Origin of the sequence: Pannonibacter phragmitetus, assembly GCF_050510895.1 — a bacterium.
Lineage (GTDB): Bacteria > Pseudomonadota > Alphaproteobacteria > Rhizobiales > Stappiaceae > Pannonibacter > Pannonibacter phragmitetus_B.
Map to the genome: position 1 here is coordinate 2750875 of NZ_JBNINT010000001.1, position 25239 is coordinate 2776113.

At 61.3% G+C, this 25239-nt stretch carries 24 protein-coding genes; 12 read left to right on the forward strand and 12 right to left on the reverse strand.

The annotated features are described in order from the left end of the window. The first annotated feature begins 1 nt into the window (after position 1). From ACQB61_RS13075 to ACQB61_RS13090, 4 genes are all read left to right on the forward strand, one after another. The gene (locus ACQB61_RS13075; protein ID WP_430512965.1) at positions 2-826 is read left to right on the forward strand and encodes a metallophosphoesterase; all 825 of its coding nucleotides are present in this window, start codon (positions 2-4) and stop codon (positions 824-826) included. Between the two features lie 83 nt (positions 827-909). Beyond that, complete coding sequence (locus tag ACQB61_RS13080) at positions 910-2154, forward strand: GumC family protein (RefSeq protein WP_430512966.1); 1245 nt, start codon at positions 910-912, stop codon at positions 2152-2154. 2 nt (positions 2155-2156) lie between these two features. Next, on the forward strand, positions 2157-3047 hold the full coding sequence (locus ACQB61_RS13085) for a CpsD/CapB family tyrosine-protein kinase (protein WP_430512967.1): 891 nt from the start codon (positions 2157-2159) through the stop codon (positions 3045-3047). A gap of 396 nt (positions 3048-3443) precedes the next feature. Continuing rightward, a complete protein-coding gene (locus tag ACQB61_RS13090; RefSeq protein ID WP_430512968.1) occupies positions 3444-4346 on the forward strand; it encodes a sugar transferase in 903 nt (300 codons plus the stop codon). A gap of 121 nt (positions 4347-4467) precedes the next feature. Here ACQB61_RS13090 and ACQB61_RS13095 read toward each other — a convergent pair whose 3' ends face one another. Further along, on the reverse strand, positions 4468-5343 hold the full coding sequence (locus ACQB61_RS13095) for a DMT family transporter (RefSeq protein ID WP_430512969.1): 876 nt from the start codon (positions 5341-5343) through the stop codon (positions 4468-4470). Between the two features lie 164 nt (positions 5344-5507). Between ACQB61_RS13095 and ACQB61_RS13100 the strand changes: the two genes are divergently transcribed. Next, positions 5508-5945 carry an Lrp/AsnC family transcriptional regulator gene (locus tag ACQB61_RS13100; RefSeq protein WP_430512970.1) on the forward strand — a complete coding sequence of 146 codons (438 nt, stop codon included), beginning with the start codon at positions 5508-5510 and terminating at the stop codon, positions 5943-5945. A gap of 37 nt (positions 5946-5982) precedes the next feature. On the opposite strand, the gene ACQB61_RS13105 is transcribed toward ACQB61_RS13100, so the two are convergent. Together ACQB61_RS13105 and ACQB61_RS13110 are read right to left on the reverse strand one after the other, a co-directional pair. Continuing rightward, positions 5983-8346, reverse strand: coding sequence for a methyl-accepting chemotaxis protein (locus ACQB61_RS13105; protein ID WP_430512971.1), 2364 nt, complete (start codon positions 8344-8346; stop codon positions 5983-5985). A gap of 342 nt (positions 8347-8688) precedes the next feature. Then, a complete protein-coding gene (locus ACQB61_RS13110; protein WP_430512972.1) occupies positions 8689-9204 on the reverse strand; it encodes a hypothetical protein in 516 nt (171 codons plus the stop codon). A 276-nt stretch (positions 9205-9480) separates the two neighbouring features. Between ACQB61_RS13110 and ACQB61_RS13115 the strand changes: the two genes are divergently transcribed. After that, on the forward strand, positions 9481-9732 hold the full coding sequence (locus tag ACQB61_RS13115) for a hypothetical protein (RefSeq protein ID WP_430512973.1): 252 nt from the start codon (positions 9481-9483) through the stop codon (positions 9730-9732). Between the two features lie 40 nt (positions 9733-9772). Here ACQB61_RS13115 and ACQB61_RS13120 read toward each other — a convergent pair whose 3' ends face one another. Continuing rightward, positions 9773-11260, reverse strand: coding sequence for a helicase HerA domain-containing protein (locus tag ACQB61_RS13120; RefSeq protein ID WP_430512974.1), 1488 nt, complete (start codon positions 11258-11260; stop codon positions 9773-9775). A 48-nt stretch (positions 11261-11308) separates the two neighbouring features. On the opposite strand from ACQB61_RS13120, the gene ACQB61_RS13125 reads away from it, so the two are divergent. Beyond that, positions 11309-11548 carry a hypothetical protein gene (locus ACQB61_RS13125; RefSeq protein ID WP_430512975.1) on the forward strand — a complete coding sequence of 80 codons (240 nt, stop codon included), beginning with the start codon at positions 11309-11311 and terminating at the stop codon, positions 11546-11548. Between the two features lie 43 nt (positions 11549-11591). Next, positions 11592-12242 carry a PAQR family membrane homeostasis protein TrhA gene (gene trhA / locus ACQB61_RS13130; protein WP_430512976.1) on the forward strand — a complete coding sequence of 217 codons (651 nt, stop codon included), beginning with the start codon at positions 11592-11594 and terminating at the stop codon, positions 12240-12242. A gap of 65 nt (positions 12243-12307) precedes the next feature. Here trhA and ACQB61_RS13135 read toward each other — a convergent pair whose 3' ends face one another. After that, positions 12308-13078, reverse strand: coding sequence for a L,D-transpeptidase (locus ACQB61_RS13135; RefSeq protein WP_430512977.1), 771 nt, complete (start codon positions 13076-13078; stop codon positions 12308-12310). A gap of 244 nt (positions 13079-13322) precedes the next feature. Here ACQB61_RS13135 and ACQB61_RS13140 point away from each other — a divergent pair, with 244 nt between their 5' ends. Both ACQB61_RS13140 and ACQB61_RS13145 read left to right on the forward strand, forming a co-directional pair. Further along, on the forward strand, positions 13323-14390 hold the full coding sequence (locus ACQB61_RS13140; protein WP_430514368.1) for a dipeptidase: 1068 nt from the start codon (positions 13323-13325) through the stop codon (positions 14388-14390). Positions 14391-14733: 343 nt separating this feature from the next. Then, a complete protein-coding gene (locus ACQB61_RS13145; protein ID WP_430514369.1) occupies positions 14734-15438 on the forward strand; it encodes a GntR family transcriptional regulator in 705 nt (234 codons plus the stop codon). A gap of 43 nt (positions 15439-15481) precedes the next feature. Here ACQB61_RS13145 and ACQB61_RS13150 read toward each other — a convergent pair whose 3' ends face one another. The 6 genes from ACQB61_RS13150 to ACQB61_RS13175 form a co-directional block, all read right to left on the reverse strand. Further along, a complete protein-coding gene (locus ACQB61_RS13150) occupies positions 15482-16837 on the reverse strand; it encodes a TIGR03808 family TAT-translocated repetitive protein (RefSeq protein WP_430512978.1) in 1356 nt (451 codons plus the stop codon). Between the two features lie 102 nt (positions 16838-16939). Then, positions 16940-17938 carry a methylmalonyl Co-A mutase-associated GTPase MeaB gene (gene meaB, locus ACQB61_RS13155; protein ID WP_430512979.1) on the reverse strand — a complete coding sequence of 333 codons (999 nt, stop codon included), beginning with the start codon at positions 17936-17938 and terminating at the stop codon, positions 16940-16942. Positions 17939-17994: 56 nt separating this feature from the next. After that, positions 17995-18618, reverse strand: a complete 624-nt coding sequence (locus ACQB61_RS13160) for a DUF1131 family protein (protein WP_430512980.1) — start codon at positions 18616-18618, stop codon at positions 17995-17997. A gap of 166 nt (positions 18619-18784) precedes the next feature. Then, positions 18785-19366, reverse strand: a complete 582-nt coding sequence (locus ACQB61_RS13165; RefSeq protein WP_430512981.1) for a TIGR00730 family Rossman fold protein — start codon at positions 19364-19366, stop codon at positions 18785-18787. Positions 19367-19380: 14 nt separating this feature from the next. Then, entirely contained in the window at positions 19381-20418 is a 1038-nt protein-coding gene (locus tag ACQB61_RS13170; protein WP_430512982.1) for an asparaginase, read from the reverse strand. Between the two features lie 37 nt (positions 20419-20455). Beyond that, positions 20456-21637: an aminotransferase gene (locus tag ACQB61_RS13175; protein WP_430512983.1), complete on the reverse strand. Its 1182-nt coding sequence runs from the start codon at positions 21635-21637 to the stop codon at positions 20456-20458. Positions 21638-22199: 562 nt separating this feature from the next. Here ACQB61_RS13175 and ACQB61_RS13180 point away from each other — a divergent pair. After that, a complete protein-coding gene (locus ACQB61_RS13180) occupies positions 22200-22595 on the forward strand; it encodes a hypothetical protein (protein WP_430512984.1) in 396 nt (131 codons plus the stop codon). A 118-nt stretch (positions 22596-22713) separates the two neighbouring features. Next, positions 22714-24615 carry an adenylate/guanylate cyclase domain-containing protein gene (locus ACQB61_RS13185; protein ID WP_430512985.1) on the forward strand — a complete coding sequence of 634 codons (1902 nt, stop codon included), beginning with the start codon at positions 22714-22716 and terminating at the stop codon, positions 24613-24615. A gap of 64 nt (positions 24616-24679) precedes the next feature. On the opposite strand, the gene ACQB61_RS13190 is transcribed toward ACQB61_RS13185, so the two are convergent. Then, the gene (locus ACQB61_RS13190) at positions 24680-25237 is read right to left on the reverse strand and encodes a GNAT family N-acetyltransferase (protein WP_430512986.1); all 558 of its coding nucleotides are present in this window, start codon (positions 25235-25237) and stop codon (positions 24680-24682) included. Positions 25238-25239 lie beyond the last annotated feature (2 nt).

Sequence of the window (25239 nt, forward strand, 5' to 3'; positions counted from 1 at the left end):
CGTGAAACGTCTTCTCTCAGCGCTCAGCAGCCTGTTTTCGGGTGCCACATCTGACGGCAGCAAAGCCAACCCGCGTGTCATCCTGCGCGATGACCGGCCTCAGGTCCTCTACGCCATCGGGGACATTCACGGCCGCATTGATCTTTTTGAAGAGCTTGAGGCCATGATCCTGGCCGATGCAGCCCTCTTTTCTGGTCCAGCGCAAATGATCCTGCTTGGCGATCTGGTCGACCGCGGCCCTGCGTCGGCGCAGATGCTTGACCGCATGCTGGCCCCACCCCGTGGCGGCATGGAGCGCATCATATTGGCCGGAAACCATGAGCTTATGATGCTCGGTTTTCTGGAAGACCCGAAAGCGAACATCGCATGGCTCGCCCATGGCGGCCAGGAAGCGCTCTTCTCCTATGGCATGAGCACGCAGGAGATCGAAGGCATGCGCCGCAACCCGAAAACTGCGTCTGCCTTGTTGCGAAGCTATGTGCCGGAGGAGCACTTCCAGCTGCTGGATAGCCTGCCGACAGCCTGTTCCATGCCTGGCGTCATCCTTGCCCACGCCGGCATCCGGCCCGGTGTGCCGGTTTCCCTGCAAAATGATATCGACCTGACCCGCATTCGCGGGGACTTCCTGGACAGCACCACCGACCACGGCGCCATCGTCGTGCATGGTCACACGGTCGTTGAGGCGCCCGAGGTACATTCGAACCGCATCGCCATCGATACTGGTGCCTATGCGACCGGAATACTGACTGCACTTCGCGTGACCTATGATGGGGGCATTTCCTTTCTCCAGACCGGTGCTAGACGTATGGGCACCGCTCAAGTATGACTTTCCGCGATAATGTTTTTGTCTTCAATCATTGACCCAAGACCTGAGCCTTCCCCTCAGTTTGACAGGAAAGATTTCTTTTCATGGATGACGCAGAGATTGATTTCCGCCATGTTTTCGGCATTGTCCGCCGCCAGATCCGCTTGATCATTGCGACCATCGCCATCGTTCTGGCCGTCGCGGGAATTGCACTGTTTTCGATTACGCCGCTCTACACAGGCACTGCCCTCGTCCTCGTAGACCCGAGCCGGAAGAACCTTCTTGATCCCAGCAGCGCCCTCGGCTCGACGTCCGCTGACAGCGCGCGCGTTGAAAGCGAAGTTGAGATTGTTGACTCAGATGCTGTTCTTCTGTCCGTGATTGCCGAAAAGGGGCTGGTGACGGATCCCGAGTTCGGCGTGAAGATCGGCCTTCGGGACAAGCTGCTCGCATTCCTGCGCATCAAGGATCTGAAGCTGCCTGCCGGAGAGGAAGCACTCGGCAACGTTCTGGCCAAGTTCAAGAACAATGTCTCTGTGTCGCGCCGTGGCCTGACCTACCTGATTGCGGTCAGCGTGCGCTCCGAGACCCCCGCCAGAGCGGCTGAACTGGCCAATGCGATCACTGCCACTTACATCCGTCTGCAAATCGAATCCAAGACCTCGAATACGAGGGAGTCGCGCGATATTGTGCAGCGTCAGGTGACAGACGCCGAAAGCGCCGTCATCTCTGCCGAGAAAGCCTACGACGACTTCATCCTGGCGAATGTCAGCGCGATTGCCGAACAAACGGGACGCACAGATCTCACCACTATGCGCGGGCGGATCGATCAGCTTCTGGCAGAACGGTCCACAGCCGAAAGCCGGGCCCAGGCCCTGCGGCAGAGCGTATCGCAAAGCGACTGGCAGAGCGTTGCCGACAACCTCCAGAACGCAGCTGTTGCGGAGCTGAACCGTCAGCGCATGGAACTGGAGCGCAGTCTCGCCCAGGCAGAAAATGGGTCGGCACGTGCCATCAACCTGCGCGAGGAGCTGGACAAGATCAACACCGGTCTGCGGGAGCAGAGCACCTCTGCGCTCGAGCAGCTGCAAAACTCAGCCGCAACATACGAGCAGGAAGCAGACACATTGCGGCGCGAGCTTAGCACTGCGATCCTGAACAGCAATCTGCCGGCGGACATGCTGGCGCAGATATATCGCCTCCAGCAGATATCCCGAAACGCCACAACGCAGTATCAGACACTGCTCGCCAGATCTCAGGCACTGGAGACCGAGGCAGCCCTGCAGATTGCCGACAGCCGCGTCGTTTCCCCGCGTTTCCGCCAAACAAACCCAGTTCTCCCAAGGTAACATTGATCCTTGGTGTCGCAGTCCTTTTTGCAATCGGGACCGGCTTTGCCCTGGCATTCATCTTCGAAAACTATGTCGGCGGCTTTACAGACGAGGAGCAGGTTCAGGCAGTTACCCGTCTTCCGCTTGCAACGTCGGTTCCCCGGCATGCATCCAACGTGGCCGTGGCCCATTCGATTTCCGACGCGCTGGTCGACAGTCCCTTGTCGATGTATGCGGAATCCATCCGCAGACTCCGCGCCACGCTTGATAACGCGCTCCAGAATTCTATGGCACAGCAGCCCGAGGATGCCAAAAAGCCTGGGCGCGTGATCATGCTGTCCTCGGCCATGCCTGGAGAAGGAAAGTCGACGCTGGCCCTCTCGCTGGCCCGGACGCTGGCGCTTTCAGGAGCCAGCACACTGATCATTGATTGCGACTTCCGCAAGCCGAGCATCCAGCGCCACCTGAACATCGAGCCCTCCAATGGGCTCGTAGACTTCCTGATTGGTGACATCGGTTCGGATGAGCTGCTGCAGAACATCGTCAGATCCGACCCGAAAACGTCACTCACAGCCGTCGTGGGCGCGCGCCGGGCCGACGTACCGACGGACCAGTTGCTCACCCGGGAGAAATTCTCCCGTCTCATTCAGACTGCACGCCCCCGCTTCGACTACATCGTGCTGGACTCTCCGCCCATAGAGCCGGTGGTTGACGGGCTTTATCTTGCAAAATATGCGGATGTCATCACATTCGTGATCCGCTGGGCCAGGACCCCGCAGCGCATGTGCGTCAATGCCATTCAACGCCTGAACCAGACCAAGAATGAACGCTGCCGAATTCTGACTGTTCTTAACCAGCAAGAAGGCAAGCGTTCATTCTATAGCGCCTACTCCGATTATTACAGTGAGTGACAGAAAGGGGTGCCATGAACACGAATGGCATCTCTCCCGCGGGACAAGCATCAACGGGAGTTGAGAAATCAACCGGATGCCTGGCACCTTGAAGTCCATTGCCGGGCACATGGCGTTGCCCGGCAACCATTCCATACGTTTTCTTTGGCTCTACTTCACTCTGAAGGAAAGCCGAAGCTTGCAAGCGGCTGAAATCTGAGCTGTCTCGGCGGAAAGATGCCTAAAAGTGCCGCAGCACACCAATTGCACTGCACTGCAAGATGTGTTACGTAAAAGTTAAATGAAATCTGAGCATTATTCCTATTGATAGACACCGCGCCTTTTTTGAAGCGGACACCGATTAAAACTGCCGTCAGGGACGGGACACATTGATTTCTAACGCGTTTGGAGATTGCGATGGTGCATGAGTTTATGGACGGTGAAGCGCGCAAGCGTTCAACTCCGGTGAAGCCCGCAAGACGCCTACCCTTCTTCTCCAGAGCTCTTTCCGAACGCAATCTGGCTCCCGGACGCCACGTCGGACCTCTGGCGGCAGGAAGGCAGCATGGTGTCACGCTACCGGCTGAACTTGTGACACCTGCGGCGGCGAAAGCTGGCGCCAGCTCAATCCGTCAAGCGGCCATTTCCCGCCCGGAAGCGGCCTTGCAGGATGCTCTGGCCGCAGCCAGCAGCATCCAAAGCGGCCTTCGTGCGCGTATACGCCCTTTTCTGAAGCGCAGCATCGACATTGCTGGCAGTGCTGCCGGCCTCATTCTGCTGAGCCCGCTTCTGGCTGGACTTGCCATTGGCGTGAAACTGTCGAGCCCCGGCCCGGTGATCTTTCGTCAGGCGCGCTATGGCCGGAATAACGAGCTGTTCATGGCGCTCAAGTTCCGCTCAATGTATGTTGCCAAGCAGGATGCGACCGGCGTTGCACAGACCCGGAAAAACGACCCACGGATCACACCGATCGGACGTTTCCTGCGCAAGTCGAACTTTGACGAACTGCCACAGCTCTGGAACGTGCTGAAGGGAGAAATGTCTCTCGTCGGGCCCCGGCCTCATGTGCCGGGAATGCTGGCAGCAGGAAAGCTCTACGAAGAGTTCGATACCCGCTATCTGACCCGCCATCAGGTGCGCCCTGGCATCACCGGCCTTGCTCAGGTCAACGGCTTCCGCGGCGAGACGACCGATCCCTACCATGCGTCGATGCGGCTCGAGTATGATCTGCAGTATCTGAAGTCCCAGAGCACACGCGGCGACCTGAAGATCATCGTCATGACCGTGGTCAACGAATTCACGCGCGGATCGGGGTACTGACCCCAAGCCTTTGTGACGTGCCAGCAAGAAAGGGCGCCGCCTCAGCTGCGCCCTTTCTTGCTATGCGGACAGCGAAATCACTACCCTGCCCAAACACCGCCTTGCGCTGGACGGCTTTCGTTTAGCAGGATCTTGTCCGCTCAGCCGGGCGGCCCTTGAGGGACCAGCCGAGCGCAGCACCTGCGGCAGCCAGCAGGATAACGGCGACTCCTGCCATTTGCAGCGGCCCCAGCCGGATCCCGAAGACCAGAAAGTCCGCAACGATGGCGACGGCCGGATAGATGAACGACAGCGATCCGGCGAGGCTGGCTGGCAGTTTCTGGATAGCGCCATAAAGCAGCACATACATGAGCCCTGTATGGATGACGCCCAAGGTGACGATAAGAGCCCAGGCATGGAGGTCTGCCGGCATCTGCCCGAAGTCCGCGAGCGGCGCCAGCATCATCAACCCTGTAGCCAGTTGAATGAGTGCAATCAGGTGGGGCGGAATCCCGGTCAGCTTTTTGGCAATAATGGCAGCAACCGCATAAAAGAACGCCGCCCCCAAAGCCAACCCCACTCCCGCCAGATAGCCACCGGCTCCGGCTTCAGCCACCGCCCCGGGACGCCCCTGCACGATTGCGAGCATGCCTGCGAAGGCCAAAATCATCCAACCGAGCCGGGAGGCCGTCAGCCTCTCCCGGAAAATCACGGCCGCCATGACTGCCAGCATGAATGGCTGGGTGTTGTAGACTGCCGTGGCTATGGAAATCGAGGCCCGCGGGTATGCGGCAAACAGCAGTATCCAGTTGACTGCAATGGCCACCCCGCCAAGCGCCGCTAATCCTGCCTGCCTCAGGCTGATGATGCTGTGCCGGAACAGGCCCAGCCCCACACAGACCACCAGAAGAACGGCCATGCCAAAAACGCAACGCCAGAAGACAACGTTGAAAACCGGCTGACCGGAGAGAACGACGAAGATGCCGATCGTTCCGGAGATGATCATTGCGGCGGTCATTTCGGCCGTTCCGCGGGCATGAGTGCTTATCATTGTGACGCTCCGTGCTGAAGGGCCTCATGATAAGGGCAGACAGAAGCGCAAAATATAATCTAAAGTAGGCCTGAGCTCATGAATGCCTTACCTACGAAGGCAAAATAGACAAAAGACCTGACAAAAAACCGATGCTTGACGAAACAGACCGCCGGATCATTGATATCCTCACCCAGGATGCACGCGTATCACTGAAGGAACTGGCTCAGGCTGCGGGCTTGTCATCGCCCAGCACATCAGAGCGTTTGCGCCGTCTTGAGGAGCGCGGCATCATCCGTGCCTTCACGGTTGATCTCTCCCACGAGGCATTGGGCTACACCTTGCAAGCCATCGCCCGCATTCGCCCCTTGCCGGGCAAACTGCATATCGTACAGCAGATGATTGCCGACCTGCCTCAGGTCCTTGAATGCGACAAAGTGACGGGTGATGACTGCTACATTGCCCGAATTGCCGTGCGGTCGATTGACGAACTGGACAAGCTGCTGGACCGGATCTCCGACAAGGCGGAGACGAACACCTCGATCGTCAAGTCACAGCCGGTCAAGCGGCGTCATCCGCCGCTCGGCTGACACCAGCGCCCCCGCTACCATGCACTACGGCTTGGCATCAGGCCGCCGCAATACCTTCGAGGAAGCGTTCCACTTCGCCGCGCAGGTCCGAGGTGCGGGCAGCGAGCTTCTCGCTGGCTTCCAGCACACGGCCGGAAGCCTCGCTCGCCTGCTCCACAGTTGAGGAAAGGGCATTCATGTTGCCCTGAACCGCCTGCGTGCTTTCGGCAGCTCTCTGGACATTGCCAGAGATCTCGCCCGTTGCGGCACCTTGCTGTGTGACCGCGCCTGCGATGGCGGTGGTGTAGCTGTTCACCTCCGACATGGTGCGGGAAATACCGGCGATTGCATCGACAGCCGCGCGCGTGGAATCCTGAATGGCCGCGATCTGCCCGGAGATTTCTTCCGTTGCCTTGGAGGTCTGCGTTGCCAGCTCCTTCACCTCGGCCGCAACAACCGCAAAGCCCCGCCCAGCCTCTCCGGCGCGAGCCGCCTCGATGGTCGCGTTCAGCGCGAGGAGGTTGGTCTGCTCGGCAATGGCACGGATCAGAGTCACGACCTCGCCAATGCGGTCGGCAGCTTCCGACAGGCTTTCGACCTTGCGGTTGGTATCTTCAACGGAAGAAGCTGCCGTTTCAACGACCTGACTGGTCCGCTGCACCTGGGAGCCGATCTCCCCGATGGAGGCTGCCAGTTCTTCTGCCGCGCCTGCAACGCTTTCAACGCTGTGGGCCGCAACACCGCTGACATCCAGCGTGTCACCGGCCTGGCGCGCACTCTCGCCTGCAATTCCCGCCAGAGCCTGTGCCGTACCCTCCATACCGGAGGCCGTCTCACTCACGGCGGCAAGTGTTTCCTGCACCCGGTCGCGGAAGCTGGTGATCAGGGCCGTCATCCGTTCCTGCCGCTCCACCTGCGCACGTGCTTCCTTTTCATTGGCCTCTTCAAGCCGCTGGCGTTCAAGAATGTTGTCACGGAAGACGCGGATGGTGCGCATCATGCCGCCGAACTCGTCTCGGCGGCTCTCCTGCGACAGGTCAATGTCCGTACGTCCCTCTGCCAGCCGCTCCATCTGTGTGCCAATGGCGCGCAGCGGCCGGGTGATGAGCATGGCCAGGAGAACTGCAAGGGCAATGCCGGCAGCAATGGCGAGCGCCACAGCGCCGCCAATCGTGCCCAAAGCGCCGTCGGCGGCGGAAAAGGCGGCCCGAGACTGGGCGCTGGCGAGCTGGCTGATCTGCTGGCGAACATCTGCAGACAAGGCGTCCAGCGCCGCAGCCGTTTCGGCAAGTTGTTGCAGAGCACCGGTCAGGCCGGCGAATTCGGCCGCATAGATGTCCACCTCGGCCGTAATGGCCTCGACGGCGGGCTTGATTTCGGGAAAGGCACCTGCGTCTGCGGCAAGTGTGCCGGCCAAGGTCCGCAGCGATTCCATGCGGTTCAGCACAGGATCAGGCTTGAACGGTCCATCGGCGGCCAGCGTCTCCATTGTGGCAGAGCGCAACTCCAGGACAGCGCGGGTCAGCTTGTCAACGTTGCCCTTCACCATGTCAACGATCCCTGCCCGGCTCTGCGCAGAGGCAGCCGACTTGCGGGCAGCGTCCTGCACGTCATACAGGCTCTGCTGAAGGCTGGCGGCTTGCTTCCGCACCCCTTCCAGCTCACCAGCCAGAACCGCAACAGCCGCACGGCGGCCCCAGGGATTGTCCATGGCGCCAAGCGGCTGCAGGCGGGAAGCAAAGACCATCAGCCCCTCAGTCAGAACCGCGAGGTCCGCAGGCTCAACACCGCTGCCCTTCACCTTCGCTATTGCCGCAGCGCTATCCGTCAGATCTCCGCTGAGCGAAACGGCCTCCCCGATCAAGCCCAGATTGCCATCGGGGCGGGCACGCAGCAGCGTGATTTCGGCCAGAAGCAGATTTTCGAGAATGGCAGAAAGCGGCCGCACCACGCGGTCGGCCCGGTCACGCGTCCCACCGGCCTTCTTGCTTTCATCAATGGCGGCGCGCTGCGCCTGCTGCATCTGGTCGCTGATTGACGTGACGAGGGTGTCGAGCTTGCCCGCAGAGGCTGTTAGCCGCTCCAGCTGGGCCTGACGTGCCGCGATGGTGCCGACAACTTCGGTAAAGTTCGTCTGGAGCTGCGCGACTGCACCTGAGGCAGCCTGTGTTGCAGCGCGGGCCTGCCCGTCAGCGAGGCGGGACTGCAGCTGGTTGAGCTGGTCCGCCAATGCCGAGAGCCTGTCTTCTGCCGTTTGTGCGGCAGCTTCGGCTGGCGCTGCCAGATAAGCCTGGCTTGCTGCTGATGCCTCTTGAAGCGCCGCGATCGCTTCCGTCGCCAGACCACTGATGGCCTGCTTCTCCTTGAGATCCAGGACGGCGAGCGTACCAGCGCCTCCAGCAAGGCCCGTCAGAACGATCATGGCGGCAAAACCGCCACCCAGCTTGGTGGAAACTTTCAGATGGGAAAAACCCCGCGCAGCCCCGGCATACTCAACTCCCGTTACCCTTGGCGGAATTACGGGGCACCGGAATAAAAATTCAGTAAATTCGTCCAGGCTAAATAAATCACCTTGGCTCCTCGGGAGCACCGCAAGCTGAAAAAACGAACTCTTCGGCGGAATAACTCTGAACTGGAATCGGGGAGACTCGACATCGACTCCAGAGCAGGCACTTGCCCGAAATAAATAAAGCAGCAGGATTCTGGTCACCGAAGGTTAGGCAGGCAGGCCTTCACCCTTTTCATCGACGGCCTTGTCTTCAGCTTACTGACCGCCAGTGGCTCCCAATTCCGACTTGATGGAGAAAGGTACTCCATCCATCGACAACACGATGTCATCGACTACCGGCTTGCCATTCTCAAGGACGACCTTGAACAAGGTCTCGTTGTAAGCCTGATACTCGGCTTCCTGCCCGAAACAGGTCACCGCCTGAAAGCGGGCCTTCACATCCGTCACTCCACCCTGTGGCGGAGCGGCGGTGATCGTTATGTTTTTCAGCGGGCAACCATCCTGACCATTGACGATTACATCATAGTCGAAAGGCGAACCGCTCTCGCGGGCATATTCCCCCTGCATCGCCTTCTCGTAACGGGCAGCAAAATCAGAGCTGAACAGAACCTTCAAACGGCTGGCGTCAAAAATGTCCTGAAACTCGCCTCCGCGCTCGGACCAGTTCGCTTCTGTCATCTTCATGATTTCACGCACAGGTGCAGTGGCGTCGGCGGCAAGAACGGCCCCCGGCAGGACAAGTCCAATCGCGAACACGGCTGTCTTCAGCATTTCCGGCAGTCACCCCATCTGGTGCGCCCGGCCTGCGCCGGGACTGCAGCATGTCTCAAAGCGGCAGAATCCCTACCATGCCGCATTCTCTCTCAGGCGATCATGTCAGCCTTGCGGCAAAGCGCAAGCCGGGAATGGACAGGCATTGATACTTGTCTGAAAGGCGCTGGCGGCGCAGCGGCTGGCAGGCGCCGGAGACTCCTCTTGCCTGCCTTGAAGGAACGGAGTATAGGAACAAAAAGAGAACAGATTAGAGTCACTGCCATGGACGGACAGATGGATATCAGCATCACCCGCTTCGAAGTGGAAGACGTTGCGCGCTATCTGCGGGCAACGCTCAATCAGGCCAGCCGAATCCGCAGCAATGCACCTGCGGGCAGCTACCTCGACACTGTGCTTGCGCGCACCATTGAGGGGCTGGAGCTGGAGCTGGCGCAGCTCAAGTTTTTACTGGCGGACCCGGAGTTTCCGGTCCCGTCGGCACAGCCCTCGTCTGCCCCGATGACACGGATGCGCCGAGCCATGTAGTCTTGGCTCAAGGGTTGAGAGCGTATGGCAGAAAATTTCTTCAGGCTGCCGCTTCCGCGTCACCCGGGGCTGTCTGCCACCCCAGATCCGTCAGCGTCACAATCCGGTTGCCGCGCATGTCTGTGGCGCAGAGCAGAAAGCCGCGCTCTTCCATATGGGCCAGCAGCCAACGGGCGCGGCCCGGCGAGCGGGTGCCATAGGCCTTGGCAATTTCTGCATTCGGCGGGCACGGCGCCTTGGCGAGAGCCGCCTTGGCCAGCAGCAAGTAGACGCCGCGCATGTCCTCCGGAAGCTCGGCAGCAATCAGCGCAGCCCGCTCCCAGTCATTGGTATCCACCTCGCCACTGTCCACGCCAGCACGGGCAACAGACAGTTTCTCGCGGAAGACGGACAGATCAGGCACGCCGCCGGGCACCTTGGCAATGCGGCAGCGAACCTGGAAGTCCTGATAAAGCGTTGCCACGGGCTGGAAGGCGGCCTCGGGTTCAGCCAGGATTGCCGTCATGATCTCGTCGATGGCCGCATCCCGTTCGGCCGTATCCACCGGCGGCTCATCCGGCTGCGGTGCCGGCTGATTTCGAGCACTTTCCATGCGGCCCGCTGCCGACAGTTGCGTCAGGATATCCGCCGTCGAAACCGGCTCCGGCGCGCGCGTACGGATGCGCACTGCCTCATCGGGCATGGGCGTGAAGATCAGTTCCTTGGCATCTTCCACCGGCTTGTCCGGCAGAGGCGTCAGCTTGGGCCCGCCGCCACGGCCGGAAGTTTCCACCGCGCCGATGCGCACCGGGACCGGGCGGCGCGACATGGCAGGCCCCAGGGCAATGAAATGTCCCCGATCGAGATTACGGAAAGCCTCCGCCTGCCGGCGTTCCATACCGAGCAGATCGGCCGCGCGAGCCATGTCGATGTCGAGGAAGGTACGGCCCATCAGGAAGTTGGAGGCCTCGGCAGCCACGTTCTTGGCAAGCTTGGCAAGGCGCTGTGTCGCGATGATTCCCGCCAGTCCGCGCTTGCGGCCGCGGCACATGAGGTTAGTCATCGCTGTCAGCGACCGGCGGCGCGCTTCTTCGCTCACCTCACCGGCAGCAGCAGGGGCAAAAAGCTGCGCCTCGTCCACCACCACCAGCATCGGATACCACTGGTCACGGTCCGCATCGAACAGGCCATCAAGGAACGTCGCCGCCGCCTTCATCTGACGGTCCGCATCCAGGCTTTCCAGATTGAGCACAACGGACACGCGGTGCGCCCGCACGCGGGCGGCGATCATCTGCAGGTCACGTTCGGTTCCGGCGGCATCCACGACCACATGGCCGAATTTTTCGGCGAGACTGACGAAGTCACCCTCCGGATCAATGATCGCCTGCTGCACCCAGCTGGCGGACTGTTCGAGAAGACGGCGCAGCAGATGCGACTTGCCAGAGCCGGAGTTGCCCTGCACCAGCAGGCGCGTTGCGAGCAGTTCTTCCAGATCCATCAGCGCCTTTGCGCCGCCCGGCATTTCACCAATATCGATGCTGACCGTCATTCCCCGTCCCGTGCCGCTGAAATCCGGTTAGGTCCACAGACCTTGAGCATGGCATTGACGCCCTTTTGGTCCTGCCGGTTAAACCCGGCAGTCCGGCGGTACTCCCTCAAGGTGGGCAAGGTCAATGCTCTGCGCCGCAAACATAGCGATTTTCAGCGGCGGGTGAAGCCGATTCCCCCGTTCTTCCACTTTCCCCCTGTGGAAGGCAGCCGCCACCTGCCACTGATGGTCTGCGCCCAGGCAATTTGGCATGTCCGGCAGAAGGCACTGGCATTCCAGCAAAGCTAACGTTACGTTGACGTAACCGGAAGGCGCTGCGGAAGAGGGACATATGCGCGAACAGACGAGAGCAGAGCGGATTGCAGACGGAACGGTGCATGCCATCGGCATAGCCCTGGGGCTAGCGGCCACCATCATTCTTCTGGCACTGGTCATCCCGCAGCCGGATGCGGCCGGGCGTATTGCCAGCATTTCCATCTACACGGCCTGTCTTATGGCCATGCTGATCTGTTCGGCGCTCTACAACATGCTGGCCAAGAACAACCACACCAGCTGGTTCCGCCGTTTCGACCATGCCGCCATTTTCCTGATGATTGCAGGCACCTACACGCCCTTTGCGGCCATGGTCATCGGCGGCTGGGCGGGCATGCTGGTACTTGCCGTGGTCTGGACAGGTGCAATCACCTGCGCGACCATCAAGCTGGTGCGCCTGCAACGCTTTGACAAATACACCGTTCCGATCTGCCTGGCACTCGGCTGGGTCATTGTCTTTGCCTATCAGCCGCTGCTGGAAAACGCGTCTCCGCTGGGCTTCTGGCTGCTGGTGGCAGGCGGCGCTCTTTATTCGGCCGGCACGGCCTTCTACGCCTGGAAATCGCTGCCATTCCAGAACGCCATCTGGCATGGCTTCGTCCTTGCCGCCGCCATTTGCCACTTCGGGGCCATTCTTTCCGATGTCGCACTGACACCCGTCCTGACCTGAGCCCAAACGAAAAGGCCCCGCACGTAGCGGGGCCTGATCCTGTTGAGGGCAGACGCGAAGGCGGCTCAGCCAGCCTTCTTCTTTTCGGCCTCGGCCATCTGCTTCTTCACGCTATCCGGGATGGCATCACCCAAAACGACGACCTTGGTGTTCATCGGAACGCGCTCGTAGAGGTCGATCACGTCCTGATGCCACATGCGGATGCAGCCGCTGGATACGCTGCGGCCGATGCTCTGCGGTTCGGTTGTGCCGTGAATGCGGTACAGTGTGTCCACATTGCCCTGCCACAGATAGAGCGCGCGGGCACCCAGCGGGTTCTCGATCCCGCCGTCCATCTTGCCGTCCTTGTACTTCTTCAGCTCAGGGCGGCGCTCGATCATTTCCTTCGGCGGGAACCAGGCAGGCCATTCCTGCTTCATGCGGATCGTCGCATCACCGGACCAGCCGAAACCTGCCTTGCCGACACCGATGCCGTAACGCAGAGCTTTCGTGCGGGAAATTGTCCAGTAGAGGAAGTGATTGTAGGGATCGACGATGATCGTCCCCGGCGCTTCCTTGCTGTCGTAGTCCACGACCTGACGCCAGAACTGCCGGTCGAAGTTCTTGTACTTGATCGCTGGAATGTCCCATTCGCCATCCTTGCGGGCGGCATAGGCCAGATCATAGTCGAACTTCTCGTCCGGCAGCGGCGGCTGGTTCGGCAGCCCGACAGGCTGCACGATCGTCTGGCACCCTGCAGCCGACAACGCCATAAGCGCTGCACCTGTGAAGAGAAAACCGCGGCGGCTCAGTCCGCGCGATCCATTTTCAAATTCCGAAGCAACATCCGCTGCCATTTGGGCTCACCCTTGACCTGACGAACCGTCATAAACGCCACCTTGTGCGCCGGTTCATGGGGAGAAGGCAATATTCGCCCGGGATGAACAAATGAAATCCCCGCGAGCGCGGCAATTCCGCCACAGATGCATGGTCCGGCTTGCCATTGCAGTCATCGCAGTGCCTAATTGAAAGGCGGCTCAGCCTCCAGACAGGTCTGCAGGCCGCCAGTTTCCTGCCCTGCCCCTGACCGAGGTCCCTTTGATCGAATCACATCCTGGCCATCCGCCCGTGCCTGTCTTCGATGGCCACAATGACACCCTCCTGAAGCTGGAGATGCGTGAACGCGCAGGGCGCACCAAGTCCTTCTTCGAGCGTTCTTCAGAGGACCACATAGACCTGCCACGTGCCCGGGACGGCGGCTTTGCCGGCGGGCTCTTCGCCATGTTCGTGCCCAGCGTGCAGGACATGCAACTGATGCGCTCACTGGGTTCCGCCGATCCGCGCCACTACCTGCGGCTGGGGCAGGAAGAGGCCCTGAGCTGGACCCTGGCCATGACCTCCCGCGCCTTGAAGCTGGAAACCGCGTCGCAGGGCAGCTGCCGCATCGTCCGCAGCGCCCGCGAAATCGAAGCGGCAGTGGCAGACGGACAGATGGCGATGGTGCTGCATATTGAGGGGGCGGAATGCATCGACCCGGACCTCGCCGCGCTGGATGTTCTCCATGCGGCCGGCCTCAGGTCACTCGGCCCGGTCTGGAGCCGCCGCAACATCTTTGGTGACGGCGTACCCATGGCCTTTCCGTCCTCTCCGGACACAGGCGAAGGGCTGACAGAGCTTGGCCGCCAGCTCGTTCACCGCTGCAATGCACTCGGCATCATGGTGGATCTGTCCCACATCACGGAGAAAGGCTTCTGGGATGTGGCTGCCATTTCGGACAAGCCCCTCATCGCCTCCCACTCCAATGCCCACGTCCTGTGTCCCAGCGCACGCAACCTGACGGACCGCCAGCTCGCAGCCATTGCCGAAAGCAAAGGGCTGGCAGGCATCAACTTCCACTGTGCTTTCCTGCGCGAGGATGGGCGCCCCGACAGCAATACACCGCTTGAAACGGTCGTCCGTCACGCGGCCTATCTCATCGAGAAACTTGGCGAGGATCACGTCGGCCTTGGTTCCGACTTCGACGGCTGTCTCGTTCCCCGCGATATCGGCGATGTTTCGGGCCTGCAGCGCCTCATTGCGGCCTTTAGGGAACACGGGTTCGGTGAAAATCTGATCGAAAAGCTCGCGTGGAAAAACTGGATCTCTGTGATTGCGCGCAGTGAAAATTGAATCCTGCACATCTAGACAGGGCCAGACCGGTATGAACTTGTTTAAAATACTATACAAATTTTTCGATATTTTACCCCAAATATCCGGCTAGGTGCGAAAACTCACTGATCTACATGCATTAGAGGCCGTTTGCTTCAGAATGAGACAACTCCGGCAACTGATGTGGCCTGACCGGCTTGTTCCTGCGGCAAGGTTCTTTCAAAAGAACGGCTCAGCAAGCATTCTGCTGTCAGCGGCATGCATCAGCCTGCGGTGCGACTTGTTTCCGTCGGCTGTTTTCTTTTGATCCGCTGCTCGGAACGTGCATGTCAGAAGGTGGGGACACAGCCGCATGTCAGTGGCGATGCAGATGAAGTTTCCGACGCTTCCGAAAGAAAGCGGCCGCAAGTCGAATGCAGTTTATGGCAGCTTGAGGCGCCTTATCATGCTGTCGGAGCTGAATGGCGGCAGCATTCTGACCGAACAGTCCCTCGCTCATGAGTTCGCCTGCTCGCAAGGCACCATCCGCGAAGCGCTGCTGCGGCTCGAACAGGATGGTCTTGTCGAACGCAGGGGCTATCAGGGGACCTTCGTCACAAGCATCAGTGACGCAGAGGCTGAGATTCTCATCCACCAGCGTATCGCCCTCGAAAGTGCAGGTATCGCCCGGGCCTGTCTGAACATTGATACGCCCACCCGGGGGTTCCTGCTCCAGTCGGTCGAAGATTACCGGAAGGTCCGTGATCTGGGGGATGGTTATCTTCTTAGCCGTGTCGATCTGGCATTTCATCTGAAGCTGTTCGAGCGTGCCAACCTGCCCAATCTTCTGCCGGTCCTGGCGCGAACTCTACAGCTGGTTCATCGTTTCATGATCGCACAGCGTGCCGATGAGACCTTCTGGCTGGACCTGTTCCCGGAAGAGCACCTGCGCATCATCGAAGCACTGGATCAAAAGGATCCGGAGGTGTGCCGCCAGCTCATGGCACAGCACGTCGCCTCCAATATCGCGGCCTTTCATCCCATCATGTATAGGCGTTTGTTTGGCGGCCAGGAGCTGGCTCCTGCCTGAAGGGCCTTCTGCCGTCAGCCGCTGACCGTATTTCCCGCGATTGTCAGATGCTCCGGGACGGCGCTGCCCCCGCGAGCTCACCGGTGACAGCCTCGCGCCAGCGGTGGCCCACAATCGCGCCGCGATGGGCGCCTGAAATGATGTTGCCCTGAATGACGGCTGTGCCCGCGCCATCCACCAGGGTCACGGCAATGCCAAGGGGGCAGTCTCTCAGAATGTTCTGGGAAATCAGCAGATCGCGCATGTAGGGGCCCCAACCTGCAAGAATGCCGTATTTCGGCGCTCCTTCAACGACGTTGCCGGTTACCACTGTATCGGCTTCCACCGCGATGCCGATGCCAAAGCCGGCCACTTCTTCGGGATAGGGGCCATCCAGGCGGATGTTGCGCACAATATTGCCTGTGACAGACGCCAGCCGCCCGCCCTGCTGGAAGTTGGCCACGGAAATGCCCATGGTGCCGCCGTCCACCAGATTGCCCGCGATGATGGCTCCCTCAAAGCTGAACTCGCTGTAGACCGCCGTCTCGCCCGAGCGCAGGCAGGTGTTGCCGCTGATCTGCACATTCGAGGCAGAGTTCGCCCGGATGGCCGAGAAAGCGCAGTCCGACACGTGATTATTGGCAATGATCACGCCATCTGCACGAAAGATATTGATGCCATTGCCGTGCTGGCCTGTGCCGCCTGCCTTCGCCGCAATCGCGCTAATCCGGTTGCCAGTGATCAGCGTGCCATCCTCACCTTGCGTCCAGCGCAGCACCTGAAGCCCGCCGTTGGCGCAGCCACTGATCGTGTTGCCCGCGAAGGTCAGCCCAGCGCCTTCGACGGAGCGGATACCGGCATCCGCTGCGCCGGAGATCACGCAGCGCTCCACATGACCACTGCACCGGTCCAGCGCGAGGCCAGAACGGCTGGAGCCGGTGATCTCGCAATCCGAAATGCCCAAGCCGGTAACGCCAATGAAATGCAGCAGGCCGAAGGTTCCCTCCTCCAGCGTCTTGTTGCCGCCGTCGAAGGAAAGCCCTTCCAGCCGGATCCGGCTGGCGCCATTGGCCCCCATCAGCACACCGCCGCCGCCCAAGTGAACGAGCTGAGTGCGCCCCGGCACACCGACAATCATGGCGCCGGAGGGGAGATCAAGGTTGGAAACGGGATAGCTGCCAGCGGGCAAGAACAGAGCCTTGCCCCGCGCCACCGCCCGGTCAATGGCCTTCTGCATCGCCGCACTCTGGTCGCCGGGCCGGTCCGGCACGATACCCAGATCCTGCCCGTCAATGCTGCCTCGCAGATCCGCTATCTGTGTCAGCGACAGCGCCGGTGTGCCGGAAAGGCACAGGCCCAGCCCGGCAAGGAAACCTCGGCGGCCCATCTTCAGCCTGTCAGACCTGCAAATTCCGCTCATTGTCTCACCGAACGTTTCAATCTGGCCCAGCTGGCAGCGCTTTTGACTGCCACCACGTGCAGCCGAGCAAGAACCATGCCCGCAGACAGATACAAACGAGGGTCAGATACCGGTGAGCTTGGCGATGTCCTCCACGGCGGCAGACGCGGGAACCTCGCCGCAGCGCACTTTCTCCTCAAGTGCGCGAATATGGGCGGCCCGTGCGGGGTCGCGGGTCAGGGCCTCCATCAGCCGCTGTTGCAGCATGTCCCACATCCAGGACACCTGCTGGCGGGCACGCCGGTCCTGCCATTCGCCGGTGGCCTGCATCTTGTCGCGGTGCTGCTCGACCTGCGCCCACATCTCGCGCAGGCCCTCGTTGGCAAGGCCGGAAACCGTCACCACGGGCGGCGACCATGTGGGTGAGCGCGGTGCCATGATATGTAATGCACTGCGGTAATCGGCAGCTGCCGCCCGCGCCCGCATGGCCCCCTCCCCGTCCGCCTTGTTGACGGCAATGAGATCGGCAATCTCCAGAACGCCTTTCTTGATGCCCTGCAGCTCATCACCGGCACCCGGCAGCATGAGCACGAGGAAGAAGTCAACCATCTCCGCGACAGCCGTCTCCGACTGGCCGATGCCGACCGTCTCCACAAGAATGACGTCAAAACCGGCGGCCTCGCACAGAAGCATCGTCTCGCGCGTGCGCGCCGTCACACCGCCCAGCGTTCCAGCAGAAGGGGACGGACGGATGAAGGCCTTAGGGTCGACAGCCAGCCGCGCCATACGGGTCTTGTCGCCCAGGATAGAGCCGCCAGTGCGGGTAGACGATGGATCAACCGCGAGCACGGCAACCTTGTGCCCGTCTGCGGTCAGGTTGCTGCCCAGCGTGTCGATGGTTGTGGATTTGCCGACACCCGGCACACCCGTGATGCCGACGCGCTGCGCCTTGCCCGTGTGGGGCATCAGCAGGGTCAACAGGTCCCGCGCTGACTGGCGGTGCTCCGCCTTGCGCGATTCCACCAGCGTGATCGCACGGGCCAGCATTGCCCTGTTCCCGGCAAGGATTTGCCGGGCGAGATCGTCAACGGATGGCTTGCGGACAACGGATTCGGCACTCATGCGTTCAGGCTTAGCTGATCAGGCCCGCCTCGTCACCATCGCCGAAGGTCTGGGTGTCAGCCCTGTGCTGTGGGGGTCCAGACGATGCGCTGCAGGGCCGCGCCGCGCAGCTGGCTTTCATCCGGCAGAGCGTCCCAGGGGCCCTGATACTGAGGAATGGCGAAGACGAGTTCCACATTCGGCGCGCCCTTGGAGCGGCAAATGGCCATGCCACGCCACAGGTTCTCACCGACGCGGCAATCTGACCGGCGCATGCCGGCCTCGGCAAAGGTCATGCCGATGCGCTCACCATTCGGACCGGCCAGATGGTGGGTCACCCCATGGACGGCGCGCACATTGCCATCCTTGCCCTTGAAGATCTGGAGCACCTGGAAGCCGTCCGAGTTGAACGCGCCCAGCGCGTTCTCCGTGGTGGTTTCTTCCGCTGTCTGGATGGTGTCGGTGGTGAAGCCCGGAAGGGCAGCCTGAATGGCCTTGGACGAATAAGTCGTGCCTGCGCGGATACCGCCAACACCGGCACCTGTAATCTGCACCAGCGTCACACTTGATGTCCGGGCTGCGGGAACGGCCGCATAAGACATTGTGCTGACCGAAGACGTGGTCTCCGCATAGTTCGAAGATTGCGAGCATGCGGGCAGAAGCAGTGCAAGACCAAGCGCAGCGGCAAGCGGAAGACGCATGTGAAAATTACTCCGGACACTGAATGATGCTTTGGCAAGATGGCTCGCAGCGGGGCCAAGTCGCACTGCTTTGCCAGCCAATTGGGGCAGCCCTGCGGCAGAGCTGCCTTTGTTGTCCGGCACAATGGTTGAACCGGGTTAACCAGCCGTTTCCATCATCGGATCGTCAGGTATCCTGCTTCTTGATCCACTTGGAAATAACAGGCGGCACATAGGCTTCAAAGCCTGCGATAAGGTGCGCAGGATGTTCGGCAACCAGCAGCATGCTGCGCATTTCCGCACGCACAAAGCCTTTCGCAACCTGCTCGTCCAGAAATGTCAGCAGCGCATCATAAAAACCTGCCGTATTGAGCAGGCCAAAAGGTTTGGAGTGATAGCCAAGCTGGCCCCAGGTCCACACCTCGAAGATCTCTTCCATGGTGCCCGTACCGCCCGGCAGGGTGATGAAGCCATCGGAGAGTTCGGCAAACATCGCCTTGCGCTCATGCATGGAGCGCACGATGTGGATCTCGCTGAGGCCCTTGTGTTCCAGTTCCTTGGCTTTCAGCGCCTCGGGCAGGATACCGATCACCTTGCCGCCGGCAGCCAGCGCACCATCGGCAACAGCGCCCATCAGTCCGACAGCAGCCCCGCCATAGACAAGGGTCTTGCCTGCCTCGGCAATCACCCGCCCCGTCTCCCGGGCTGCCTGCTCGAATGCCGGATCGGTGCCGAAATTCGACCCGCAGAATACGCAAATGGACTTCATCAGAGACTGTCTCCTCATGCACTGACACTTGCGGCGCGGCGCAGGTCCGTCAGGAAATCCTGCGAGGGGCGGATAAGGCCCACCTCCGCATCCCTCCGGCTTTTCAGCACCGGCTGGCGTAGGTCCGCCAGCAGGCGGGCTTCGTCGTCGTTGAGATCAAGGAAGGCCTCCAGCACGGCAGCCATCATCACTTCCGAAGCGCGGGATGCCCCGTCATCGCATTTCAGCGCAATGCCAAGCCCAAGTTCGGGGATCGCAGCGCAGAAAACGCCTTCCGCCCCGGTCTTGACGAAGACGCGCTGGCGCAGGCCTTCCATGGCGCGGGTGCAGAAGCGGCCGGTACCGGCCACCATGAACGGGTTCTCGACACAGGCCCTGAAAAGCCGCTGCGCCGCTTCAGCCCGCTTCGGCTCCAGCCCCTCGCCGGTGCCGAAAGCTGCAAAGGCACGGGCAAAGCCATCCAGCGGGCTGGCATAGGTGGGGATGGAACAACCATCCGTGCCGCAGACATCCGCCGTGAGGCTGTCCCCGGTCATGGATTCCAGCACAAGCCGGATTTCCTGCTGCACCGGGTGGTCAATGTCCACGTAGCCCTTCGTCTTCAGCCCCATAGCCTTGGCAAGGCCCAGGAAACCGGCATGCTTGCCCGAGCAGTTGTTGTGCAGGGCGCAAGGCGTTTCATCGGCGCGGACGAGACTTGCCACATCCTCCAGCCGGGAAGGCCACTGGCTGCCGCATTCAAGGGCATCCTCATCAAGCCCCGCCTTGATCAGCATGACGCGGGCGGCATTCACATGCCGTTCCTCGCCGTTGTGGGAAGAGCAGGCCAATGCAAGTTCCGGCGCCTCGTAGCCCAGCGCATCGGCAGCGCCGGATTCGATCAGCGGCAGTGCCTGCAGCGCCTTGATGGCAGAGCGCGGGAAGACGCGGGCACCCGTGTCTCCGATCCGCAGCACCGGATCACCATTGGCATCGAAGATGGCAATCGCGCCCCGGTGGCGGCTCTCGGTCATCTGCCCGCGTGTCACTTCCACAAGAACAGGATTGCTCATTTATGCCTGTCTCCCCAAAAGGTTTGCATGTCTGGTCTCAGCCGTTGCTGACCGCCTTCATCGGCAACAGCCAGGCCTTCAGCCGGGCCAGCGCCTCACTCAGCACCTCATCGCGCTTGCAGAAGCAGAAGCGGACATAATTTGGCGGCGCATCCGTGATGTAGAAGGCCGAAACCGGCACCGCCGCCACGCCTGCTTCTGTCACCATGCGGCGGCAGATGTCCACGTCCGTGCCCTTGAGGCCTAGCGGCGCCACGTCGCAGGTGAGGAAATACGTCCCCTCGCAGGGCAGAACACCGAACCCGAGTTCGGCAAGCCCGGCGGCAAAGAAATCGCGCTTGGCCTGCAGATCGGCGGCTAGGCCTGTGAAATAGCTGTCATCCTTTTGCAGCCCATAGGCCACGGCTTTCTGCAAGCCCGGCGGCGTGGTGAAGGTGACATACTGATGCGCCTTGGCGATGGGATCGAGCAGCTTTGCAGCGCCCGTGACATAGCCCACCTTCCAGCCCGTGAAGGAGAAGGTCTTGCCGGCGGAGCCGATGCGCACCGTGCGCTCGCGCATGCCCGGAAAACTCATCAGCGGACGGTGTTTCACCCCGTCGAACAGCAGGTGCTCATACACCTCGTCGCAGATGGCAAAGACATCATGCTCCACGCAAAGCTCGGCGATGCGGGCAAGCTCCGCCTCGGTGAACACTTTACCGGCCGGGTTCATCGGGTTGTTGATAAGGATGGCCTTGGTGTTCTCGGTGAAGGCCTTTTCCAGCGCTTCAAGGTCAAGGCTCCAGGTCGGCGGTGTCACCCGCACCCGCACGGGGATGCCGCCCGTCCGGCGCACCATCGGCAGATAGCAGTCATAGAGCGGCTCGATCAGGATTACTTCGTCGCCCGGTTCCATCAGCGCCAGCAGGCAGTCTGCAAGGGCTTCCGTCGCGCCGGAGGTGACCATCACCTCGCTCTTCCAGTCCACATCGAGGCCGTAGAAGCGGCTGGCGCTTTCAGCCACCGCTTGCCGAAGTTCCGGCAGGCCAAGCATGGGCGGATACTGGTTCGGACCGGAAATGAAAGCCTCGGCCGCCACGCGCCGCACATCTTCCGGGCCATCCACATCCGGGAAACCCTGGCCGAGATTGACCGCTCCGTGCTCATTGGCAAGGCGCGACATGGTCTCGAAAATCGTGGTCTCAAGCCCGGTGAATACCAGGTTCGTCGGCTTCATGGAAAAGCACCTCCTGCCCCGTCCAAAGCATCAGACCCGGCGAACACACCCGCACAGGCCTCCAAATGCAGCAGAAGACTCACCCCCTGCCATGTTCCCCCACCTTTACCCCCCGCCCCGCCCCCCGCCAAGCGCGAAAGACGGGCAAGCACCGGGAGGCGGCAAGGCGTCACCCATCCCTGTCAAAGACATCAATAGATAAACACACTGAACGCCGTAAACTGGCACCAGACGATGGGAGAGGGAGGAAACGTTATGAGGATTGTTCTGATCATTCTGGCAGCTCTTTGCCTGTCTGCATTCGCTTTCCTGCCGCCAGCCTCCGCTCACGGTGGCGGATGCCGCAAGGATAGTCCTCCGGGCCAATGCTGCCATGCAGGCTCCCAGCCCTATCACTGCCATTAGGGCTTACCATCCAGGGGAAGTATTGCTGCCCTTCTGTGATTGCCATCACTTCGCCGCGATCCGGGCTCAGATAGTTTGAGCTTGGTCCGGTGCCCCTGTTTCGCTCTTTCTTGAAAGGGCAAGAGGCGGTGGGGCCGGTTCCTTCGGAGACGAAGTCATGATGACTGTATCGAACATGAATTTTGGAGCTTTGGCCCGCAAGACCGGTGCAACGGCGCTGGCGCTGATGATGGCCGGTGCACTGACACTGGGCGCCGCGACAAACTCTGCCGAGGCGCGGGACGGGCGCAATGGCGCGCTGGCAGCCGGTGCTGTCGTCGGCCTTGCCGCTGGCGCCCTGTTGGGAACGGCGATGGCCAACAGCGGGCCGGACTATATCGACACCCCTCCGGCCTATTACGCGCCGCCCCCGCCGCCGGTGGCCTATGGCGGTCCGGTCTATTATGCCCCGCCACCGCCCCCGCCGGTCCGCTGCTATCTGAGCCCGGTGCAGCGCTGGGACACCTATATCGGCCAGTATGTGGTGGTTGGCCATCAGGAAGTCTGCAACTGACTTGATGTTGCCCCGTCTCAATGGCTTCAAGCCCCGCCGGTTCACCCGGTGGGGCTTTTTGTTGCGCGCTTTGCCACTTTCCGGGGCAAACGGACAACGGGTGCCAATGCGGGTTAGGATGAGCCTTCAGCGAATCCGTGCGGACCAGCCCCGGCTGCTGACGAAACGACAAGGCCTGCGACTGCCCATGCCATTCACCTTGCGCCTCACGCCCACACTTGCCACCGTGATTGGCACCTTCGTCTTTCTCACCACGGCCTCTGTTCTCTACGTGGAAAGTACGACTTCGCGGCGGATCGTCGCTGGTCTCGGCAGCAAGCTCGTGGACCTCGGCATGGATGCCTACGAACAGAGGTTTACAAGCAAAATCAATGTTCTGCGCAATCAGGCCAGTTTCATAGCCGCTGCCTTCGCAAGAGGCGCTTCGCCTATTGCGATGGATGAAGATGTGGCGCGCCTTGCCTTTGGCGGGCTCGCAGCCGCCCCCGACGGCACACGCATCACCGTTGCCCGCGCCGCCCAGAGTGATGCACTGGAAATCAGTCAAATGGCCGGTGGCGACATGCTGCTGCGCCGCATTCCGGCAGCCGCTGCTCCGGAACTGGAGGCACGCCTGAAGCAGGCCGAAGCGGCAGCCGGGCCTTTCTGGCTGCCGCCGGATTATGACGCCCAGCGCCGGGAGACGCTGCTCTCATACGTAGCCCCGGTCTGGCAGGAGGGCGCCTATCTTGGCTACACCGCCGTTTCCATACCCTCCTCAGGCCTGTCGCAAATCGCCAGAGAGCTGTCCGGAGACCAGCTGGAAGTGTTCCTGCTGTATGGCGAGAAAGAGCTTCTTGCACACCCGGATCTGAGCCCGTTGGACGCAACCCTGTCCGAAAAGAACGACCTTGTAGACCTAAGCAAGGCGCCCGATCCGCTGCTCGCCCGGCTAGCCAGCCTGACGCCGGTCGATCCGCTGCGGTTTGATCTGGGCGAGGCTTATGCCATGCTTGAAGGTGAGACGAGGGAGCATGGCCGCTACTACGTCGTGCTGGAACGCACGGCGACGAAGTTCGGCGAGTTGCCGGTCATCACCGGGGCGATCATGCCCGCATCGGTTCTTGAGCAGCCGCTGGAAGAACTCTACCTCTCCATCCTCATTGCTCTGTCCATTTTGATGGCAGCGCTCGCAGGCAGTGCCGTGATGGCTTACCGCATTGCCCAGCCCATCCGCCGGGCAGCGGCGGGCGCAAGGGCCATTGCCCGGCTGGAAATTTCCGGACTGAAGCCCCTGCCCTCAAGCCGCATCGAGGAACTGAAGGATCTGGCCAGCGGCTTCAACGCCATGACAACGGCGCTGACTGCCTTCATACGCTACGTGCCGCGCAGCCTCGTACTCAAACTGTTGCGCGAAGGCAACGGCAGCGCTGCCCCTCAGGAGCGGCAGGTTGCAGTTCTCTTCACCGATGTGGTGGGCTTTACCAGCATTTGCGAAGGCATGGACGCAAGAGCGACGGCGGATTTCGTCAACCACCACCTCACGCTCATCGGCAGCGTGGTCGAGCAGCACGGCGGCACTATCGACAAGTACATCGGCGACAGCGTCATGGCCTTCTGGGGTGCGCCCGACCACATGGAGAACCCTGCCGCCGCAGCTGCAGCGGCAGCACTCGATATCGAACGGGCGCTCAAGGCCGACAATGCCCGGCGGCGCGAACAGGGTCTCGCTCCCGTGCATATCCGTGCCGGCCTTCACGTGGGACCGCTCATCGTCGGGGACATCGGCGCACCGGGCCGGGTCAACTACACGGTCATCGGTGACACGGTGAACATCGCAGCAAGGCTCGAAAGCCTCGGCCACTCGGCAGAACCTGGCGCCGAGGCGGTGATCCTCGCCTCTGCAGACGTGGCAAGTGCCCTTACAGCGCAGACAGGCGCCTCACGCCCCGTCATCACCCCTCTCGGAGAGCAGACGGTCAAAGGCAAGGCTCAGCCGGTAACAGTGGTGAAGCTATCCCTGCCAGAGGATGAGAGTTGACAGGGCGCCTGCGTCTTGCGCACGAGCCCTGCACCATTCAAGGTACAGGGCTCGTGCTTTTGGTTCAGGCTGCGCGGGAGGTGACGCTGCGCAGTCCGGTAAAAGGCATCATCTGCTCGTAGACCGGATCTTCCGCCCCGCTTGCTTCGACGAGGCCATAAGCTCCGGCGAGTGCGCCTTCCTTGAGCTCAAGACCGAGGAAGCGCTGACGCTCCACCGGCCCCGGCAGATCAAGGCCAAGTGTCAGCTCCGGCGAAAAGCCGAACCTGGCGTAGTAGGCATGGTCCCCCACCAGCATCACACCGCCAAAGCCGGCAATGGATGCCTGATTGAGGGCGGCACGCATCAGACGTGCGCCAAGCCCTTCGCTGCGGCAAGTGGCTTCCACCGCCAGAGGTCCGAGCAGCAGCAAGCCCTGCCCACCTTCGGCAGTGACATGCCACAGACGCAGGGTACCCACGAGCGCGCCGGTGTCATCCAGCGCGGTCAGGGCGATGGCGGGCACACGGCCTTCGCGCAAACGTTCGGAGGTTTTCTGATGCCGGTCCGGACCAAACGCCCGGTCGAGCAGCAGCTCGCGGGCGCCGGTGTGTTCCGGCGCCTCGTCCAGGATTTCGATCATCT

Bases quoted from the DNA above. Each gene is read 5' to 3' on its own strand.
- ACQB61_RS13080 (WP_430512966.1), top strand. From the start codon at position 910: ATGGATGACGCAGAGATTGATTTCCGCCATGTTTTCGGCATTGTCCGC.
- ACQB61_RS13090 (WP_430512968.1), top strand. From the start codon at position 3,444: ATGGTGCATGAGTTTATGGACGGTGAAGCGCGCAAGCGTTCAACTCCG.
- ACQB61_RS13095 (WP_430512969.1), bottom strand. From the start codon at position 5,343: ATGACCGCCGCAATGATCATCTCCGGAACGATCGGCATCTTCGTCGTT.
- ACQB61_RS13100 (WP_430512970.1), top strand. From the start codon at position 5,508: ATGCTTGACGAAACAGACCGCCGGATCATTGATATCCTCACCCAGGAT.
- ACQB61_RS13105 (WP_430512971.1), bottom strand. From the start codon at position 8,346: ATGATCGTTCTGACGGGCCTTGCTGGAGGCGCTGGTACGCTCGCCGTC.
- ACQB61_RS13110 (WP_430512972.1), bottom strand. From the start codon at position 9,204: ATGCTGAAGACAGCCGTGTTCGCGATTGGACTTGTCCTGCCGGGGGCC.
- ACQB61_RS13115 (WP_430512973.1), top strand. From the start codon at position 9,481: ATGGATATCAGCATCACCCGCTTCGAAGTGGAAGACGTTGCGCGCTAT.
- ACQB61_RS13120 (WP_430512974.1), bottom strand. From the start codon at position 11,260: ATGACGGTCAGCATCGATATTGGTGAAATGCCGGGCGGCGCAAAGGCG.
- ACQB61_RS13125 (WP_430512975.1), top strand. From the start codon at position 11,309: ATGGCATTGACGCCCTTTTGGTCCTGCCGGTTAAACCCGGCAGTCCGG.
- trhA (WP_430512976.1), top strand. From the start codon at position 11,592: ATGCGCGAACAGACGAGAGCAGAGCGGATTGCAGACGGAACGGTGCAT.
- ACQB61_RS13135 (WP_430512977.1), bottom strand. From the start codon at position 13,078: ATGGCAGCGGATGTTGCTTCGGAATTTGAAAATGGATCGCGCGGACTG.
- ACQB61_RS13145 (WP_430514369.1), top strand. From the start codon at position 14,734: ATGCAGATGAAGTTTCCGACGCTTCCGAAAGAAAGCGGCCGCAAGTCG.
- ACQB61_RS13150 (WP_430512978.1), bottom strand. From the start codon at position 16,837: ATGAGCGGAATTTGCAGGTCTGACAGGCTGAAGATGGGCCGCCGAGGT.
- meaB (WP_430512979.1), bottom strand. From the start codon at position 17,938: ATGAGTGCCGAATCCGTTGTCCGCAAGCCATCCGTTGACGATCTCGCC.
- ACQB61_RS13160 (WP_430512980.1), bottom strand. From the start codon at position 18,618: ATGCGTCTTCCGCTTGCCGCTGCGCTTGGTCTTGCACTGCTTCTGCCC.
- ACQB61_RS13165 (WP_430512981.1), bottom strand. From the start codon at position 19,366: ATGAAGTCCATTTGCGTATTCTGCGGGTCGAATTTCGGCACCGATCCG.
- ACQB61_RS13170 (WP_430512982.1), bottom strand. From the start codon at position 20,418: ATGAGCAATCCTGTTCTTGTGGAAGTGACACGCGGGCAGATGACCGAG.
- ACQB61_RS13175 (WP_430512983.1), bottom strand. From the start codon at position 21,637: ATGAAGCCGACGAACCTGGTATTCACCGGGCTTGAGACCACGATTTTC.
- ACQB61_RS13180 (WP_430512984.1), top strand. From the start codon at position 22,200: ATGATGACTGTATCGAACATGAATTTTGGAGCTTTGGCCCGCAAGACC.
- ACQB61_RS13185 (WP_430512985.1), top strand. From the start codon at position 22,714: ATGAGCCTTCAGCGAATCCGTGCGGACCAGCCCCGGCTGCTGACGAAA.
- ACQB61_RS13190 (WP_430512986.1), bottom strand. From the start codon at position 25,237: ATGATCGAAATCCTGGACGAGGCGCCGGAACACACCGGCGCCCGCGAG.